Source organism: Clostridium sulfidigenes (assembly GCF_000732635.1).
Lineage (GTDB): Bacteria > Bacillota > Clostridia > Clostridiales > Clostridiaceae > Clostridium_J > Clostridium_J sulfidigenes.
This window is the reverse complement of record NZ_JPMD01000017.1, coordinates 62,225-80,536: the sequence shown is the minus strand read 5'-3', so window position 1 is coordinate 80,536 and position 18,312 is coordinate 62,225. Positions and strand designations below refer to the sequence as shown.

The 18,312-nt window shown below is 31.1% G+C and carries 16 protein-coding genes; 13 read left to right on the top strand and 3 right to left on the bottom strand.

All coding sequences use genetic code 11. The features are described from left to right. Nucleotides 1–342: 342 nt before the first annotated feature. Both IO99_RS07805 and IO99_RS07800 read right to left on the bottom strand, forming a co-directional pair. Complete coding sequence (locus tag IO99_RS07805; RefSeq protein WP_035132130.1) at nucleotides 343–669, bottom strand: hypothetical protein; 327 nt, start codon at nucleotides 667–669, stop codon at nucleotides 343–345. Between the two features lie 141 nt (nucleotides 670–810). Continuing rightward, entirely contained in the window at nucleotides 811–1,137 is a 327-nt protein-coding gene (locus IO99_RS07800) for a hypothetical protein (protein ID WP_035132128.1), read from the bottom strand. A gap of 494 nt (nucleotides 1,138–1,631) precedes the next feature. Here IO99_RS07800 and IO99_RS07795 point away from each other — a divergent pair, with 494 nt between their 5' ends. The 7 genes from IO99_RS07795 (at nucleotide 1,632) to IO99_RS07765 (ending at nucleotide 8,687) form a co-directional block, all read left to right on the top strand. After that, nucleotides 1,632–4,076 (top strand): ABC transporter permease subunit, encoded by a 2,445-nt coding sequence (locus IO99_RS07795; protein ID WP_035132126.1) that lies wholly within the window; start codon nucleotides 1,632–1,634, stop codon nucleotides 4,074–4,076. 28 nt (nucleotides 4,077–4,104) lie between these two features. Beyond that, nucleotides 4,105–5,085 (top strand): ABC transporter ATP-binding protein, encoded by a 981-nt coding sequence (locus IO99_RS07790; protein WP_035132125.1) that lies wholly within the window; start codon nucleotides 4,105–4,107, stop codon nucleotides 5,083–5,085. Then, nucleotides 5,075–6,019, top strand: a complete 945-nt coding sequence (locus IO99_RS07785; RefSeq protein ID WP_035132124.1) for an ABC transporter permease subunit — start codon at nucleotides 5,075–5,077, stop codon at nucleotides 6,017–6,019. The genes IO99_RS07790 and IO99_RS07785 overlap by 11 nt, the downstream gene beginning before the upstream one ends. Nucleotides 6,020–6,030: 11 nt before the next feature. Then, nucleotides 6,031–6,993, top strand: a complete 963-nt coding sequence (locus IO99_RS07780) for an ABC transporter ATP-binding protein (RefSeq protein ID WP_035132123.1) — start codon at nucleotides 6,031–6,033, stop codon at nucleotides 6,991–6,993. 220 nt (nucleotides 6,994–7,213) lie between these two features. Then, on the top strand, nucleotides 7,214–7,894 hold the full coding sequence (locus IO99_RS07775) for a YeeE/YedE thiosulfate transporter family protein (RefSeq protein ID WP_035132213.1): 681 nt from the start codon (nucleotides 7,214–7,216) through the stop codon (nucleotides 7,892–7,894). Nucleotides 7,895–7,913: 19 nt separating this feature from the next. Further along, nucleotides 7,914–8,147 carry a sulfurtransferase TusA family protein gene (locus IO99_RS07770; protein WP_035132122.1) on the top strand — a complete coding sequence of 78 codons (234 nt, stop codon included), beginning with the start codon at nucleotides 7,914–7,916 and terminating at the stop codon, nucleotides 8,145–8,147. Nucleotides 8,148–8,159: 12 nt separating this feature from the next. Continuing rightward, complete coding sequence (locus IO99_RS07765; RefSeq protein ID WP_035132120.1) at nucleotides 8,160–8,687, top strand: YeeE/YedE thiosulfate transporter family protein; 528 nt, start codon at nucleotides 8,160–8,162, stop codon at nucleotides 8,685–8,687. Nucleotides 8,688–8,718: 31 nt separating this feature from the next. Here IO99_RS07765 and IO99_RS07760 read toward each other — a convergent pair whose 3' ends face one another. After that, nucleotides 8,719–9,609: a LysR family transcriptional regulator gene (locus tag IO99_RS07760; RefSeq protein ID WP_035132118.1), complete on the bottom strand. Its 891-nt coding sequence runs from the start codon at nucleotides 9,607–9,609 to the stop codon at nucleotides 8,719–8,721. Nucleotides 9,610–9,887: 278 nt separating this feature from the next. Here IO99_RS07760 and IO99_RS07755 point away from each other — a divergent pair, with 278 nt between their 5' ends. The 6 genes from IO99_RS07755 to IO99_RS07730 all read left to right on the top strand — a co-directional run bounded on the left by IO99_RS07755 (nucleotide 9,888) and on the right by IO99_RS07730 (nucleotide 18,312). Continuing rightward, nucleotides 9,888–11,156, top strand: a complete 1,269-nt coding sequence (locus tag IO99_RS07755; protein WP_035132116.1) for a YeeE/YedE family protein — start codon at nucleotides 9,888–9,890, stop codon at nucleotides 11,154–11,156. Between the two features lie 17 nt (nucleotides 11,157–11,173). Further along, nucleotides 11,174–12,871 (top strand): FAD-dependent oxidoreductase, encoded by a 1,698-nt coding sequence (locus tag IO99_RS07750; protein WP_035132114.1) that lies wholly within the window; start codon nucleotides 11,174–11,176, stop codon nucleotides 12,869–12,871. A 12-nt stretch (nucleotides 12,872–12,883) separates the two neighbouring features. Next, nucleotides 12,884–14,221 (top strand): APC family permease, encoded by a 1,338-nt coding sequence (locus IO99_RS07745; protein WP_035132112.1) that lies wholly within the window; start codon nucleotides 12,884–12,886, stop codon nucleotides 14,219–14,221. A gap of 255 nt (nucleotides 14,222–14,476) precedes the next feature. Then, nucleotides 14,477–15,199, top strand: coding sequence for a GntR family transcriptional regulator (locus IO99_RS07740; protein ID WP_035132110.1), 723 nt, complete (start codon nucleotides 14,477–14,479; stop codon nucleotides 15,197–15,199). Nucleotides 15,200–15,281: 82 nt separating this feature from the next. Continuing rightward, complete coding sequence (locus tag IO99_RS07735; protein ID WP_051823995.1) at nucleotides 15,282–17,042, top strand: FAD-dependent oxidoreductase; 1,761 nt, start codon at nucleotides 15,282–15,284, stop codon at nucleotides 17,040–17,042. Further along, entirely contained in the window at nucleotides 17,029–18,312 is a 1,284-nt protein-coding gene (locus IO99_RS07730; protein ID WP_035132108.1) for an NAD(P)/FAD-dependent oxidoreductase, read from the top strand. Before IO99_RS07735 ends, IO99_RS07730 begins: the two co-directional genes overlap by 14 nt.

The window sequence follows — 18,312 nt, the reverse complement described above, 5'->3', positions numbered from 1 at the left end:
ATTTAAACCCGCATGAACAGAACAACTAGTTAACTAGTTACATAGTTTCCTATTAACATATATGAATAGTTTAATATATAACTATTTGTTATATGAAAATATAAATTCTCTCCAAATTTTATCACGTTTATTAAGCACAGAGCCTAGTTACATGAGAATAAGTATGCCAAAATAGAGGTACAGGTGGTATAAGATGCCAGTAAGGGGTAAATTAATTTTAATGAACTATGAGCCAAGCATTTAAGAATAATTAAAAATATTTTAAGATCAAGAATAAGGTCATATGAGAGCACTGCTGTAAGGCGGTATTCTCATATGACAATGAAATAGTAAATATATATTTTATTTTGCTGGTTTTATAAGTACTTCTCCAGCACCAAATATAACAATTCTGTATTTTGGCGTAAGAGGAATTAAATCATGTATTGGGGATTTAGGCTCTAAACGTAGAAACTGCAGTGAAGTAAGATTTTCATCCATAACTATTAAGTAAGAATTATCTTTTGATGAAATGTTCCGAATAGTATAAAGATTATCTTTTGTAGGAGCAAAGTCTGCTAATGTGTAAATACCTTCTTTATAAGTAGCGTTGTCAGATGCAAGAGCTACAATAGAAGTACTAAGTATTAATGCAATCAAAATTACTAATGTTGTAGTAAATTTTTTCATATAATAGCCGCCTTTCGATAATAGTTTATGTAGTTAAAAAATAATGTAAAACAAAAATTTTATAGTAATTGTAAGGGGAATACATATAAATAATATATATTTTATTTATTACTAATGTAAGATTAAATAGAAAAATATATATTAATCAACACCTTTAATGAATATTTCGCCATCTCCAACTATAAAAACTTTATATTCTGATTTAAGAGGAATTAGATTATATCTTGACGATTTTGGAGTTAGGTATATAACTTGTAATAAGGCATCATTTTCACCCATAACTGCGAAGTAACAATTACCTTTTGATGAAATATTCTGAACAAAGTAAGAATTGTTTTTTGCAGGAACGAAGTCTGATAACTTATATGAGCCTTCTTTGAATAGATTTTGGGCAAATGCAGGAGTAGAAGCAGATGCAACAAACATTAGAGTTATCAAGATTAATATCATAACAGTAAATTTTTTCATATAATGACCACCTTTCAACAATAGTTTATGTAGTTGAAAAAATAATATACAGATTTACGATTTAGGAAGTATGTTAGATAAATTGATCTTTGAAAACTGAATAGTACGATGTTTACAAAGCATGTTATGATTATTTATATTTGTGTATATAATAATTTTAAAATGCTAGAGAACAAAAATAAATTTTAATATTGAATTTGAATGTGATTAGAAATTAGAAGTTATGTATTAGAATATCACAATAACGCTAAAGAAAGTTATACAAGAATCCATGTATAAACCAGTAAAGATTAAAAATAATAATCTTTACTGGTTTTTTATGTTGAAAAAAATATTTAGGTTTTACGATTAATGTTGAAATGTGGCAAATGAAATTCATTGATGAAACTTTGACAATTAGATAGAATTGTATATAAGTATATTACTATAGATTTACATATAGTATAAAAATATACTTATGAGTAAAATATTATTTAAGGGGGAGTAACTATACAATGAAAAAAATAAATTTTCCATTACTTATTGGAAGTATAATTGTAATATTTTTATCAATTGTAGCTTTATACCCAGGATTTTTCGCGTCAAAGGATCCTCTTTTTGAAGAAACACCTAAGTATATAGAATACAAAGAGGATGGTAAATTGGTAGAAAAGTTTGCGTACAATCCAATGCCACCTAATAAAGATAATATTCTTGGAACAGATGATGCTGGAAGAGATGTATACTCAAGACTTGTATATGGAACTAGAAACACATTAAAGTTGGCACTTCTTATAGCTATATTTAGAATGATCTTAGCCCTTCCACTTGGATTAGCTGCAGGAATGGGTATAAAGTTTATTTCAAATATAATAAAAATATTTAATACATTTTTTACTGCAATACCTATGCTTTTATTTAGTTTTGTTATTTTGAACATAGGATATTTCAGGAATCTACAAATGGATAAGTCAATTTTTGCTTTTGCAATAGTACTTACCATTGTGGGATGGGCAAAACTAGCTGGAATAATTGAAGATTCAACTAGGATGGTTATGGAAGAAGATTTTATAGAAGGTGAGATAGCTATAGGGAAGACAAAACTGCAGATAGCACGGCAAAATGTGTTACCTCACATATTACCAACTAGTGTAAGCTTGTTTTTTAAAGAAATGGGTATGGCGTTGTTTTTAATTGCTCAGTTAGCAGTTCTTTATATTTTTGTTGGAGTAGCAAGACAAGTTAAGGCACTAGCCTTTAGAGCAAATTATGAAATGATTTTAGAGCCAGAATGGGGAGGTACTCTCTCCAGAATTGCAATAAACGTTAAAAAATATGAAACAACATATTGGATGACTCTTTATCCTATATTGGTTTTTAGTATTGCAATAATTGGAATAAATCTTACAGGAGAGGGACTTAGAATAGAATTTCAAAAGAGGGAGTCTAGAGTTATTAGTTCTATTAGAAAGATTTCTTACCTAATATCCCCCAAAATATTTATCTCACAGCTTAAGGATATTAAGAAATACTATAAACCTGTGATTATAAAGAGTTCAATTATAATAGGTGCTATTGCATATATAGTAATACCTTGGCATCCAAGCCTTTATAAATTTGATATAAATCAAGCTAAACTACATGTTGAAGAACTTACCAGTGATAAATATGGAGGAAGGGTAGCTGGAACAGAAGGAGGACATTTAGCTGGAGAATATATAATTAACACTTTAAAATCATACGGCTACGAAGTTAATACTTTAGAAATTCCACTAACAACTACTATAAAAAGTTCAGAAACTAACACTGAAGAAACTATTCCTGAAATTCTGTCTCCTGTGGTAATTGAATCAGGATGGATAAAGGTTACAGATGATAATGGAGAAGAAAAGACCTACCAGCTGCATAAAGATTTTACAATTGCAACTGTAAGTAAAAATATATTTATGACTAAGAAAAAAGAAGAATTGCATTACAAGGGAGTTGCAGCAGACCTTAAAAATGTAAATAATATACCGGAAGGCACAGAGTTCTTTTCTATTAAGAGGGAATATACTGGTTTAGAATTTAATTCTTTTGGTACCCAAAATCAGATAACAAATGAATCAGGAGAAAGTTTTGATTATGATATACAGTTTATATTAGGTGAAGGATACAATACAAGTAATAATACCTACTTCTTTAATTCCACGGATATCATTCCTTTTGATGATTTAAGGGAAGCATTAGAGCAGGGGTATAGAGAAGTTGAGATAAGCTTTGATTATCCCAAGATACCAAAATATAAGGGTCGTAATATCACTGCATTTTTGCCAGGGGAAGGCAAAACCTATGAAGAACCAGGTGAGTTAATAATTATAGGGTCAAGCTATGATGGTGTCTATATAAATGGAACTGACAGTGCCTACGCTATGTCATCAACTTCTGCTGCAACAGCATTGGAAGTGGCAAGAATGTTATCTCTTACAGAAGACCCATTGGAAAAGTCAATTCAGTTTATATTTTGGGATAATGAGTATGACATGTTTAAATATTCAAAGGTTGATGGTTCATATCATTACAGTGTAATAGAAGGTATGCCTGTAAATATGGCAATGTCACATGGATATTATTATTTTGATATAAGCTATCCAGGATATGAAGAAGATAAAGATTTAAATCTTATAACCTTTCCAGCTCAAATAGCAGAGAATAGTAATTATCTAATGGGATTGGAGATAGAAAAACGATTTAAACAACTAGATGTGAGATATCAAAGATTTCACGAAAATTATGCAACTACAAATGCTTTAATTAACATGAGATTAAATGCATTCTCAAGTGTTGGAATAGGAAATCCTTCAACAGAGGGAGTTAATAGTAGTATTGATAATATAGAAAATATAAATTATAAAAGAATGGAAAGTATTGGACAAATATTAGTAGATACCATGACAATGAATTCTTATATGATGGATTAGTAAGAAACCTTTGAAAAGGAGAAAAACCATGATAGAAGTAATAAATCTAACTAAACAATTTTTAATAAAAGACAAAATTTTTGGTGTGAATAAAGGGGTTGTACATGCAGTAAATGGTGTTAACTTTAAAATAGAAAAGGGAGAGACTTTGGGTCTTGTTGGAGAGTCAGGAAGTGGTAAATCAACCATAGGGAGATTGATGTTAAGACTCTTAGAACCAAGTGACGGAAAGATATTCTTAGAAGGAAGAGATATTAGTACCATTAGCAACAAAGAATTCCGAAAGCTAAGAAAGAATTTACAAATAGTTTTTCAAAATCCCTATTCTGCATTAGATTATAAAATGACTATTGAAGATATTTTGATTCAACCACTTCAAATACACAATATAGTTAAGCCATTAGAATACAAAAAAGAGGTGTTAAGATTACTTGAAATGGTAGGATTATCAGCACAGGATGCTAAGAAACTACCTCATGAATTTAGTGGAGGTCAGAGACAAAGAATTGCAATAGCCAAAGCTTTGGCAACAAGACCTAAGTTTGTAGTATGTGATGAATCTGTATCAGCTTTAGATGTATCTGTTCAATCACAGATACTCAATCTTATTATGGATCTTCAAGAAGAGTTTGGTTTATCATATTTATTTATATCCCATGATCTAAGTGTAATAAGGCACGTTAGTAACAAAGTAGCAGTGATGTATCTTGGAAAAATAGTAGAAAAAGGTAGTGTAGATGATATATTTGACTCTCCAAAGCACCCATATACTGAAGCATTAATGTCTGCTTCACCAGTACCAGAGCCTAGCAGAAGCATTGATAGAATAAAGCTTCAAGGTGAAATACCTAGTGCAATGAATATACCATCAGGATGTGCATTCCACAATAGATGTCCTAAAAGAGTGGCTAAATGTGAAACTGTTGAGCCAGAACTTATAGAACTTGATAATGGAAGGTTAGTTTCTTGCCATTTATATGAAGATGGGAGGAGTAAAAATGAAAGCTGAAATATTAAAGGTGGTAACTAAAAAAGTTCTTATGAATATATTAATACTCCTTGTAATTGTATTTCTTGTTATAGCTGTAACAGGAATACCATTAGATTTTGATATAGTTTCATACAATGGAAAACACACACCTAATATGAATGTGGATGGAGTTATCGAAAACATAAGAAATAACTTTAAAATATTTTTGCGTGGTGAAGAATTTAATATTAAGGTTCAGGGAGAAACTATAGGACAACTATTACTTAAAACAGCAACTAAAAGCTTATTTATATTATTTTTTGGAACGCTTTTAGCAGTTGTTATTGGAATTCCTAAAGGAATTATAGATAGTAGAAAGAGGGAGAGGAGTGGAACAATAAAATTACTGCAATCTCTAATACCTCTTTCAATCCCAGATATATTAACAATAGTACTTGTACAGATGGGTGCTATATACTTATATAACAACGGAATTTCATTATTGGGTTTAGGGCCACTGCCAGCATTGGGAGATGAAGGATTTGTAAATGCAATTTACCCTATAATATCAATATCAATACTTCCAGCAGCATATATTGCAAGGATAACAGCTACTACAATAGAAGAAAATTTTGAAAAGCCATATATACTGGCAGCTAGGGGAAAGGGATGTTCTAGGGTTCAAATTATAAAAAACCACATGATTAAAAGCATAATTTATGGAGTGTTATCTGGATTTCCAACAGTTATGGGTATAATGTTTTCAAGTCTTATTATAGTAGAAAGATTATTTTACTTTAGAGGAATGGGATTTTATATGATACTTTTTTATACAACAGATTTGATTCCACCATATGAAGGTGGAATAGCCTTTACTACATTTATTTTATTTCTGGCGATTTTTTACTATTTTATTTTTCTGATTTTTAATGTGTTAAAAGATATTATATTACCTAAGACAAAATTTCATTAAGGAGGGATAAGATGACATTACTTCAGGTTAAGAATTTAAAAACATATTTTTATTTGAATGGAAAGGAATATCCTGCAGTAGATGATATAAACTTTACCCTAGATGAAGGTAAAACAATGGCGATTATCGGAGAGTCTGGAAGTGGTAAAAGTGTGACTGCTTTATCTATCATGGGGTTAATTGATGCTCCAGGAAAAATAATTCATGGAGAAATACATTATAAAGGAGAAAATTTGCTTAAAAAGAGTGAAAAGGCAATGAGACAAATAAGGGGAAATGAAATATCTATGATATATCAGGATCCAATGACAACATTAAATCCTATGAATAAGGTAGGAGAACAGATTGCAGAAGCTCTCATAATTCATAAAAAAGTTAGTAAGAAGGAAGCTCAAAAGGTTGTTATAGAGTTAATGAAAGCCGTTGGTATTACGGATGGAGAAGAAAGATATCATCAGCTCCCTAATCAGTTTAGTGGGGGAATGAGACAAAGACTTATGATAGCCATGGCAATAGCTTGTAATCCTAAAATATTAATAGCAGATGAACCTACAACGGCTTTGGATGTTACAATTCAAGCAGAAATTTTAGATCTATTACGTAAACTTAATAGTGAATACAATATGTCCATAATATTAAATACCCATGATTTGGGAGTAGTAGCAGAGATGGCAGATGAAGTGGTGGTTATGTATTGTGGAAAAATCATGGAAATTGCATCTAATAAAGAATTATTTGAAAATCCTATAAATCCATATACTAAAAAGCTTATGGAGTGTATTCCCAGAATAGATGATAAAAAAAGGAGATTAGATACAATTGAAGGATATGTTCCACATCTATCACAATTATCAAAGGGATGTAGATTTTCAGATCGTTGTCATGAAGCCTGTGATAAATGCAGAAGTGAATTGCCAGATTTAAAAGAGGTTTTTAAAGGACATTGGTCTAGATGCTGGCTTCATGAAGATTAGTTTAGGGTGTTTTTAAATAAATCATCTGAAAAAATAACATTTTATATAAAAGAAAATTCATGTAAATATAAATATGATTTGCTACCACAATTTTAGTGTTGGTAGCAAATTGTTTTTTTATTAAAATATTGACCAATATATATTATTGGTTTATGATATGGGCATAATATATAATTTTGAGGCACGAAATATTAATTTTATTTAAAGGGATGATAATATGTTGTCAAAAGAAATGGATGAATTGATTAAGCAACGGCAAGGTCAAGTGAAGAAGGAAAATTCTCAGATTCCTTACGGTGTTGCATTGCTTTTAATTACATTAATAATGTGTTCTATACTTTGGAAAAGCAAGTATAATTATGCTGTATGTTTAGGTGTAGGTGTTATAATTGGTATTATTTTAAGATATTCGAGATTTTGTTTTACAGCAGCATTTAGAGATCCTTTTATTAGTGGAAATACAAGAGGGTTAAGAGGGATGATACTAGCTATGATTGTAAGTACTGTAGGTTTTGCTGTAATTCAATCTGGATATATTCATAATAAAGGTATTGATTACAATTTGATTCCAGGAGCAGTTAGTTCAGTAGGTATTCATGTAATGATTGGTGCTTTTATATTTGGTATTGGAATGGTTTTAGCTGGAGGCTGTGCTTCAGGTGTATTGATGAGAATAGGAGAAGGACATGCTTTACACTGGGTTGTCCTTATAGGATTCATAATTGGAACCATACTAGGAGCTAAGGACTATTCTTTTTGGTATGAGCATTTTATTAAGGATGCTAAGACCATTTACTTTTTAGAACATTTTGATTTGAAAATTGTTGTTTTAGCGCAGATAGTTGTATTAATAATTTTATATAAATTAGCATTAAGGTATGAAAATAGACAGTTGAAATAATTGTAATGGAGGAACTTATATGACAGTAAGAAAGGTAGATTGTTTAAGCGAATTATGTCCTATTCCTTTGCTAAGGGCAATGCAGGAGCTTAAAACAATGGAGCCAGGAGATATTTTAATTCTTAATTGCGATCATAGTTGTGTAGCAATTGATATAGAGAAGTGGGCACTAGAAAAGGAATATCCCATACAGCTTGTGGAATTAGGTAGAGGAGAGTGGGAAGTATATATTCAAAAGCCAAAAGGAAAATAGGGGAGAGATAAAATGAAGTCTATAATAAAATATCTTAAGAAACCTTGGCCTTATTGGGTAGGTGGAATTTTATTAGGAGTAATGAATGTAATTTTACTAGGTCTAATTGGTATAAGTTGGCAAATAACTAGTGGTTTTTTATTATGGGGTATTGGCATACTACAATGGTTTGGGTTAGACCCTTTTAAATGGGAGTATTTTAGTCATTTTCAATCTTATTACGGTCCTATAATTTCCAATGGAAACATATTTATTAATCAATATACAATTTTAAATATAGGTGTTATTTTAGGAGCTTTAGTTGCAACGTTATTAGCTTCTCAATTTAAATGGAAGAAAATAAAGAGTAAAAAGCAGTTTATAATTGCACTTTTAGGAGGAATTATGATGGGATATGGAACTAGGCTTGCTGTTGGTTGTAACATTGGTGCTTTTTTCAGCGGCATACCATCATTTTCCTTACACGCTTGGGTTTTTGGTATTTTTGTAATGTTGGGTACATGGGTAGGAGTTAAGATTTTAGTTAAATTCTTTATATAAAAATGGAAAAGAGGACATGTGTCCTCTTTTTTTAACAAAAACCTCTTTTATTAGAAATTATAAAATCTACAAACATTTGCTCGTGCTTTGTAAGTGTATATTTTTTTCTTGAAGCTATATAATAACTGAAAGAAATTTTAAAATCCTCTACTTCAACGATTTGAATAGACTGTTTTTTTAGTTCTTGAGCAACTGTTAATTTTGGTAAAAAAGAAAAACCTTTTCCCGAAAGAATAGAAGACTTAATAGATTCGGGAGAATTTAAATCATAAATCACATTTAACTCTTCTACAGTTACATTTTTTTCTTTTAATGATTTTTCAATTACATATCTAGTTCCAGAATTTTGTTCTCGTAAAATTAGTGGAATATGTTTTAATTCTTCCATAGAAATTCTTTTAGGTGAATTATCACTATTTCCTACTAGCAAAAGCTCATCCGAAATAATAGGTTGAGTAGAAATATCATTTAACATTGGATCATGCTGAATGATTCCAATATTAATATCGTGTTCTTGTAGTTTTTGAATAACTTCCCTTGAATTTATTACCTCCATACGAATATCAACTTCTTCATGGAGATGTTTAAAGGTAAAAATACTACAAGGAAGAGCATATTCACCCACACTTTTGCAAGCACCAATCATTAACTTTGGTTGCTCTTGATGCAAGTTAATCAAATCTCTTTTAATATTTCCTTGAATAGAAAGTAAAGTATCTGCATAGTTAAATACTACTTTTCCTTCTTCTGTTAATTCTACACCTTTATTACTTCGATTTAAAAGATTTACACCTAATTCATTTTCTAAGCTCTTAAGCTGACCACTGAGACCAGGTTGGGTAAGGTGAAGAATTTGTGCTGCTTTTGAGATACTATTATATTTCACTGTTATATAAAATGATTCAAGATATTCAAGATTCATATAGTCACATCCTAAAAATAATTATACATATATTCTATTTTACTAGTATATTACACAGAAATAAATATATTTATTTTTATTAGGCATATTTTACAATTGGTTAAAGGAAAGTGTTATGGTATATAGCATTTAGTTTCTATGGAAAAAGAATAATATGTAATAGAATTTTATTATAAAGATAACACGTCATGATGTAAACGAAAACACAACTACTTTGCACCAAATATTGTTAAAAAAATCACACTGAATTTTAAATTAAAAGTATAAGGAGGAAAAAAATGAAAAAGACTGAACAAATTTTAGGATTTATAGGAATTTTAATAGTATTACTTTTAGGAAAGACATTATTAAAAACTGACATGCTATTTTTTAGACTTTTAGTGGGTGTGGGATTAGGTTATGCTTTATCTAGGGCTTATACAGGATTTGCAGGTAGTGTTAATCGTGCATTTAATACAGGATCAACAAAATTAATGAGGACACTAATGTTCTTGTTCTTTATCTCATCTTTATTGACTACTGCATTTTTATTCAAGGTAGATCCAGCTAGTTACGATCTGTGGATAAACCCAATTAACTTTGGTCTTATATTAGGGGCAATACTATTTGGGTTTGGTATGTCATTTTCATCATGTTGTGCATCAGGAGTACTTACGGACTTAATAACAGGTCTTCCTAGAGCGTTTATTACATTAATCTTCTTTGGGTTAGGAGTATTCTTAGGATTCCCTATACAAAATACTGTAGGATGGGTTAAGAACTCTTGGTTTTCAACTCCAGTAGGTGAAAAGTTGGCAGGAGGTGTATTCCTACCAGATCTATTTAAATGGGATGGTCTTGAAGGATATCTAGGTGCCTTAGTATTAATGGCATTATTTTGCGGATTAGTTGTGTTTATATCATACCGTTACGAGAGAAGTCGTAAGCAAAATAATACTTATACTGGTCACTCAATGGAAAAGGTACAGGATGAAAATGAAGTGTTAGACACTAAGAATTACAAGCTTTTAAGTGAAACAACATACAACAGATTATTTGTAAAACCTTGGACATTAGTGCAAGGGGCTGTAGTTATAGGGATATTATTTGCTTTGTTAATGGGAATTACTAAGGCTGGATGGGGCGCATCTACTCCTTATGGAATATGGTTTGGTAAATTTTTGATGATATTTGGAGTTTCACCAGAATCTTTGGCAGCCGTTACTCAAATGCCAGCAAAGGCGTATCTTGTTCCATTCTTTGAACATGCTGTTTCAGTGCAAAACTTTGGAATACTCATTGGAACTAGTATATACTTGTTAACTGCGGGTAAGTTTAAGAAAACATTTATGTCAGAGATGCACATTACAGTAAGAGAAGTATTACTATATGCACTAGGCGGAATTACTATGGGATTAGGTACTAGACTTGCTAATGGATGTAATGTAGGAGCATTATATACTCCAATTGCAAATTTCTCACTTTCCGGTTGGATTTTCTTAATTTTCATGGTAGTTGGTGGTATTGTAGGAAATACACTAGCTAAAAGACTATTTAAGCAACATTAAAAGGAGGTATCATTGTTATGGGTAAAAGAATTTTAATTATTGGAGGAGTTGCTGGAGGAGCTTCAGTTGCAGCAAGAGCACGTAGAATTGATGAAGAAGCAGATATAATTATGTTTGAGAAGGGACCTCATGTATCTTTTTCTAACTGCGCTTTACCATTTCATTTAAGTGGCATGGTGGAAAATGGTGATGATTTAGTTTTAATGTGTCCAACACAGTTCAAAAATCAATATAATATTGAAGCTAGAGTTAATAGTGAAGTTATAAAAATTATAAGAGAAGATAAAAAAGTAGTAGTTAAGAACCTGCTTACAGGAGGAGAATATGAAGAGTCCTATGACAAATTAGTTTTATCTCCTGGAGCTAATCCGATATTGCCAAGAAGTATTGAAGGAGTAACAGGTTCCAATGTATTTACAGTAAGAAATGTAGTTGATATAAAGAAATTAAAAAACTATATTGATAGCAATAATATTAAGGACATTGCTGTTGTTGGTGGTGGTTTTATAGGGGTCGAAGTAGCGGAAAACCTATGTTTAGCAGATAAAAATGTAAGCCTTATAGAAGCACTTGATCAAATAATGAATCCTTTTGATTATGATATGGCTCAAATACTTCATAAGGAAATGATGGATAAAGGGGTAAACCTTATATTAAGTGATGGAGTTAAGAAGATAGATGAAGACTTTGTAGAATTACAATCAGGTAAAAAGGTAGCTGCAAAGGTTGTAGTAATGGCAATTGGGGTTAGTCCGGAAACAGGATTAGCTAAGGATGCAGGACTTGAGATTGGAGTAACTGGAGGCATTAAAGTTGACCATAACTATTTGACTAATGATAAAGATATATATGCTGTAGGCGACGCTATAGAAGTTTATAATCGTTTAACACATAAAACTTCAAGGCTAGCATTAGCAGGACCAGCCCAAAGACAGGCTAGAGCAGCTGCTGACAATATGTATAATATTCATCACAATAATAATGGAGTAATAGGGTCATCTGTAGTTCAAGTATTTGATCTAGGAGCAGCTTCTACAGGATTAAATGAAAAAACTGCTAAAGCAGCAGGTATTTCTTATGATTTTGTATACATTATTCCAGGAGATAAAGTTGGCTTAATGCCAGATAGTAATCCAATGCATTTCAAATTAATATATGAATATCCAACAGGAAGAATTCTTGGAGCACAGGCTATAGGAAAAGGAAATGTAGATAAGAGAATAGATGTAATTGCAACAATGATAACAATGGGTGGAACCTTAGAGAATTTAAAGGAATTAGAGTTATGTTATGCTCCTTTATTTGGAACAGCAAAGGATGTAGTTAATTTTGCAGCTTTAGTAGGACTAAATTTATTATATGGTAAGTTTAGACAAGTACCAGTAACAATAGTTAGGGAGTTAGTAGAAAAGGATGAATTTATTGTAGATGTAAGAGAGAAGCATGAATATGAACAAGGACATCTTAAGAATTCAGTAAATATTCCATTAAGTGAAATTAGAGAAAGAATGTCTGAAATTCCAAAGTATAAACCGGTATATTTACATTGTCGTTCAAGTCAAAGAAGTTATAATGCAGTAATGGCACTACAAAATAGTGGATATGATAATGTAATCAATATATCTGGTTCTTATCTAGGTATTTGTTGCTACGAATATTATCAAGATCAAGTAACAGGAAGAGCAAAGATAGTTACAGAATATAATTTTAATTAAGGATTGAATTTTATGAAGAAAAAGTTGAACAGAATAGACATATTAGCCTTAGCATTAGGATCTATTATTGGATGGGGTTCATTTACCTTGCCAGGTTCAAAGTTTCTCCATGAAAGTGGTATTATTAGCACGGCCATCGGTTTTATACTTGGTGGTCTTGCTATTGTTTTTATACAAAAGGGTTATCACATAATGATGGAGAAGCATAATGAAGATGGGGGAGAATTCTCTTATACTTACAATAACTTAGGAAAGGGAAATGGATTTATAGTAGGCTGGTCCTTGACATTGTGTTATATAAGTATGGTTCCACTTAATGCCACAGCCTTTGTATTGGTGCTTAAAAGGTTATTTGGTTCAGCAGTGGATTTTATATATCTATATCAAGTAGCAGGTTATCCAGTATACTTGTCAGAGGTTATCATTGCCAGCTTGATAATTCTTGTATTTGCTTATATTAATATCAAAGGATTGAAATTGAGTTCCATGGTACAGAACATCTTAATTTTATTAATGGTGGTAAATGTAATTATAGTGTTTGCTTTCATGTTTATGAAGGTAGATCACAGCTTGATTAGGGATACCTATATTAATAACTATAAGTTTAATATTACTGAAGTAGTAAAAGTTTTTGCTATAGTACCCTTCTTGTTTGTTGGCTTTGATGTAATACCGCAAGTATCCACAGATTTAAATTTTGAAGCACCAAAAGCTACAAGAATGGCATTACTAGCAATATTTGCTGGAGCACTTTTTTATAACCTATTAAATATTACAACAGGTCTAGTTTATACTCCAGAGAAAGCCTTATTGGAGCAGTGGGCTTTAGGGTCTGCAGTACTTGATAATATGGGATATATAGGCTTTATTCTACTAATAATATCCCTAGCTGGTGCGGTAGCAGGGGGGATAAATGGGTTTATGTTAGGGAGTAGCAAGTTAATTGGAGCTTTGTCGAGATATAAACTTATCCCAGCAAAGTACAAAGAGAAAAACGAAAATGGTGTTTTCGAAAATGGAGTTAAATTTATAGCCGCAGTCAGTTTAATAGCGCCATGGTTTGGTAGAGAAGTTATTATTTATATTGTAGATATGTCATCCTTACTAGCAGCAGTAGCATATTTTTATGTATGTTATATTGGGTTTAAAAACTCAATAGGAGTTGACAAATATTTTTCAGCATTGGGGGCTTTTATAGGGCTAGTATTCATAGGATTATTGATAATACCAGGTTCTCCTGCAAGATTAAGTAGACCTTCTATGGTATTGGTGATTTTATGGGCAGTGTTAGGATATTTTTACTATAAGAAGTATTCAAAGACAATGAAATCAATTGATAATCACATATAAGTTTAAAAATAATTTCAAAAGTAAGTTATTCTTGAGAAATATGTTCATTTTAAAATATCATAGGAAAGTTAAATAAATTGGTGTTAGTATATTATAAAATATTATATAAGGCAGCCTGAAAAATAGTTTCAGGTTGCCTTTTTATAGTTTAACAATATAAATCATAAGATATAAATAATCCTCAACATGTTAATAAATTGGTAATCATATAAATCATCCAGCATATAAATATAAAAAACATTGGAGGAATTAATAATGATAGATAGATATAATAAAACACCGTTATATATACAAGTAAAAGAAGAAATAACCAAGGCAATTATAAGTGGTAGATGGGAGGTTAATTCTCGAATTCCAACTGAAAGGGAACTGATGGAGAACTATGAAGTAGGTAGAGCTACAATAAGACAAGCGATAGACTTATTAGTTAGTCAAGGATATCTGTATAAGAAACAAGGAATTGGTACCTTTGTTTTAAGAGATAAGCCTTCTTTGGGATTTGAGCCACTTATTAGTCTAACTTTTACATTAAGAACTAAGGGAATAAAGATTAGCAACAAAATACTAGATGAGAATTTTTTTATCCCAGCCGAAGAATTAACAAATAAGATGAGATGGAAAATAAATCAAAAGTGCCTTTATGTAAAAAGGTTAAGAACTGTTGAGGAAATCCCAGTAGCCATTGAGAATTCATATTTTTCACAGCGGTTTTCTAATAATAATAGTAAATTTGATTTTAAAAAATCCTTGGCAAGCATGATTATAAATGATTTAAAGGTAGATATATCAAAGGTAGATCAGACGATAACCATTAGAATTCCAAATAGCGAAGAAACAAGTCTGTTAGAAATAGATGAAACTACAAGAGTATTAGTTATGGAAAGATGGATATATGAAGAAAATAATGAAGAACCATTCTATTATTTAAATTTTATAGTTCCAGAAAATTTATACTATGTACCTATGATAAATTATTGAAAATAAGTATTTATTTTATAGTTAAATCATAGTATATACAGAGAAGTTAAGATGTCCGAACATCCTAAGGAAGGGATATGTAATGATAAAAAAATATGAAAAGGTTCAAAAACTTATACAAAAAGAGGTTAATAAAGAGATTTACTGCAGAGAATGGAACTCTTCCATCATTTTAGAAGGACAGGTAGAGAGTTGGGATATGGTTATTAAAGCCGGTAAACTTGCTGCTAAAAGAGGATATAAGGGTGTAGTAAATAAAATAACTGTGAAGGATTTAAAAATACCTCTAATTAAAGCACCGATTATAAGAGATTCAAATTTAAATGGGAAAAGGGTAGATGTACTCATTATTGGAGGAGGAGTTATAGGATGTGCTATTGCTAGAGAGCTTGCAAAGTGGGAAATGTCTATTTTATTGCTTGAAAAAGAATCAGATTTGGCAATGCACACATCATCAAGAAATGATGGGATGATACATCCAGGCATAGAAGCTCCTATAGGAAGTAAAAAATCCATATTTAATGTTAGAGGTAATGAGCTTTATTCAAAGATTACAAAGGAGCTAGGGGTACCTTTTGAAAGATGTGGCTCTACAGTGCTTTTTGATAGAGGATTTATAAGGTTAGCTAAACCTTACCTTATGAATAGAGCACGGAAGGCTGGAGTAAAGGATGTAGTTATTTTAAATAAGGCACAGGTAAAAAAAATAGAACCAAATGTGACGGATAATATAGTTGGGGCAGTTCATTTTGGAACAACAGGTATATTATCTCCTTATAGGATGACCTATGCTTTTGCAGAAAATGCAGCTATGAATGAAGTTGAGTTTTCCTTAGATACCTTAGTAGAATCATTCCTTATGGATGGAAATGAGATTATTGGAGTAAATACAAATAGAGGATTAATATATCCTAAGGTAATTATAAATGCAGCTGGAATCTTTGCTGATAAAATTGCTAACATGGCAGGTGATCAGTTTTTCACAATACATCCAAGGAAAGGAGAGACGTTAATATTAGATAGAAAGAAAGGTTCTTTAATTAATGGAGTGGTAGCTAAACCAAGCTTAAATCTGACTAAAGGAAATACTAAGGGTGGAGGTATTATAAAAACAATAGATGGAAATATATTGGTAGGGCCTGATGCTTATGAACAACCCTTTAGAGAAGATTATTCTACAAATTTAACAAATATAGAGAATATACTAAGAAAGCATTTACCTGTAGTACCTAAATTATCTAATGGTGATGTAATAACATATTATGCGGGAATAAGAGCAGCTACTTATGAAGAAGATTTTATCATTGAACGCTCTGAACGTGTTGATAATTTAATTTATGCAGCAGGTATCCAATCACCAGGTCTTGCATCTGCACCAGCTATAGCAGAGGAAATTGAGAATATAACCTATAGATTATTAGCTGAAAAAATACAGTTAAAGAAAAAAGATTATTGGAATCCAATAAGAAAAGGAATACCACAAGTAAGAAATATGTCCTTTGAGGAAAGGGCTAAGTTAATAAAAGAGAAACCAGAATATGGTGAAATAATTTGTAGATGCGAGGAAATAAGCAAAGGTGAAGTTCAAGATGCGTTAAGAAGTCCTATAAAAGTCAATACAGTAGATGCTATAAAAAGAAGAGTTAAGGCTGGGGCAGGCAGATGTCAAGGAGGCTTTTGTTTGCCACAGGTATTAAAGATTATTAATGAGGAATGTGGTAAAAGTTTTGATGAAATAACTAAGAAAGGTAAGGATTCTAACATTCTTATAGAAAAAGTCCAAAGTAAATATAATAATCTCACAATAAATGATAATGAGGTGAAATTAAATGAAAGACAATAAATTTCACTTTGATGTAATAGTTATAGGTGGAGGTCCAGCGGGGCTTTCAGCAGCATTAGCATCTAATGAGAAGGGAAGTAAAACATTAATTGTTGAAAGAGAAAAAAAATTAGGTGGAATATTAAAACAATGTATTCATGATGGATTTGGATTAATTACCTTCAATGAGACACTTAGTGGACCAGAATATGCCGATAGATATATGAGAAAGATTATGGAAAAAGATATATCAATATATACATCAACATTTGTAAGTAAAGTAGAAAAGGTAGGAGAAAGTTTTATATTAACCTTAATAAATTCAAGAGAAGATGTTTTTCAGGTTAGCTCTAAGGCGTTAGTTTTAGCCAACGGGTGTAGAGAGAGAACGTCTAGACAAGTTTTTATAAATGGAGATAGACCTGCTGGCATATATTCAGCAGGAACAGCACAATATTTAACAAATATCATGGGTTATCTACCTTGTAAAAACTGTGTGATTTTAGGAAGTGGAGATATTGGATTAATTATGGCTAGAAGGTTAACCTTGGAAGGTGCCAAGGTTATAGGTGTTTATGAAATGAAAAGTACTCCTTCAGGATTAAGCCGAAATATTATGCAATGCTTAGAAGATTACAATATCCCATTACATTTATCCCATACAGTAACTAGGGTAATAGGGGAGAGTAAAGTTTCAGCGGTCGAAACATGTAGAGTTGACGAAAATATGAAGCTCATTGATGGAACAGAAGAGATAATTAAGTGTGATGGATTAATATTATCAGTAGGATTAATACCAGAAAATGAGGTAGCAGAAAGTTTGAATATAGAAATTGATCCATTAACCAAAGGACCAAAGGTAGATCATAACTTTAGGACAAGTGTAAATGGGGTATTTTCCTGTGGAAATTCTCTTCATGTTAATGATTTAGTAGATTATGTATCAGAAAGTGGGAAATATGCTGGAGAACAGGCAGCAACTTATGAAGAAAATAGTTATAGAAAATTAGTGGATATAACCTTTGATAAAAAAGAATTTCTATATGTAGTACCACAAAGCATAGATTTAAATTTTATAGATAAAGATATAACAATTTACTTTAGAAGTAAAGATGTAATAGAAGATGTAAAAGTGGAATTTTACTTAGATAACAAAGTAGTATTTATGAAAAAGTATAATATAATAAAACCTCCGGAGATGGAAAAAATAATTTTGAACTTAAAATCATTTTCTGTAAATAATATGGATAATTTAAATTTAGTTATGAGTAAAATTAAAGAAGGTGTATAA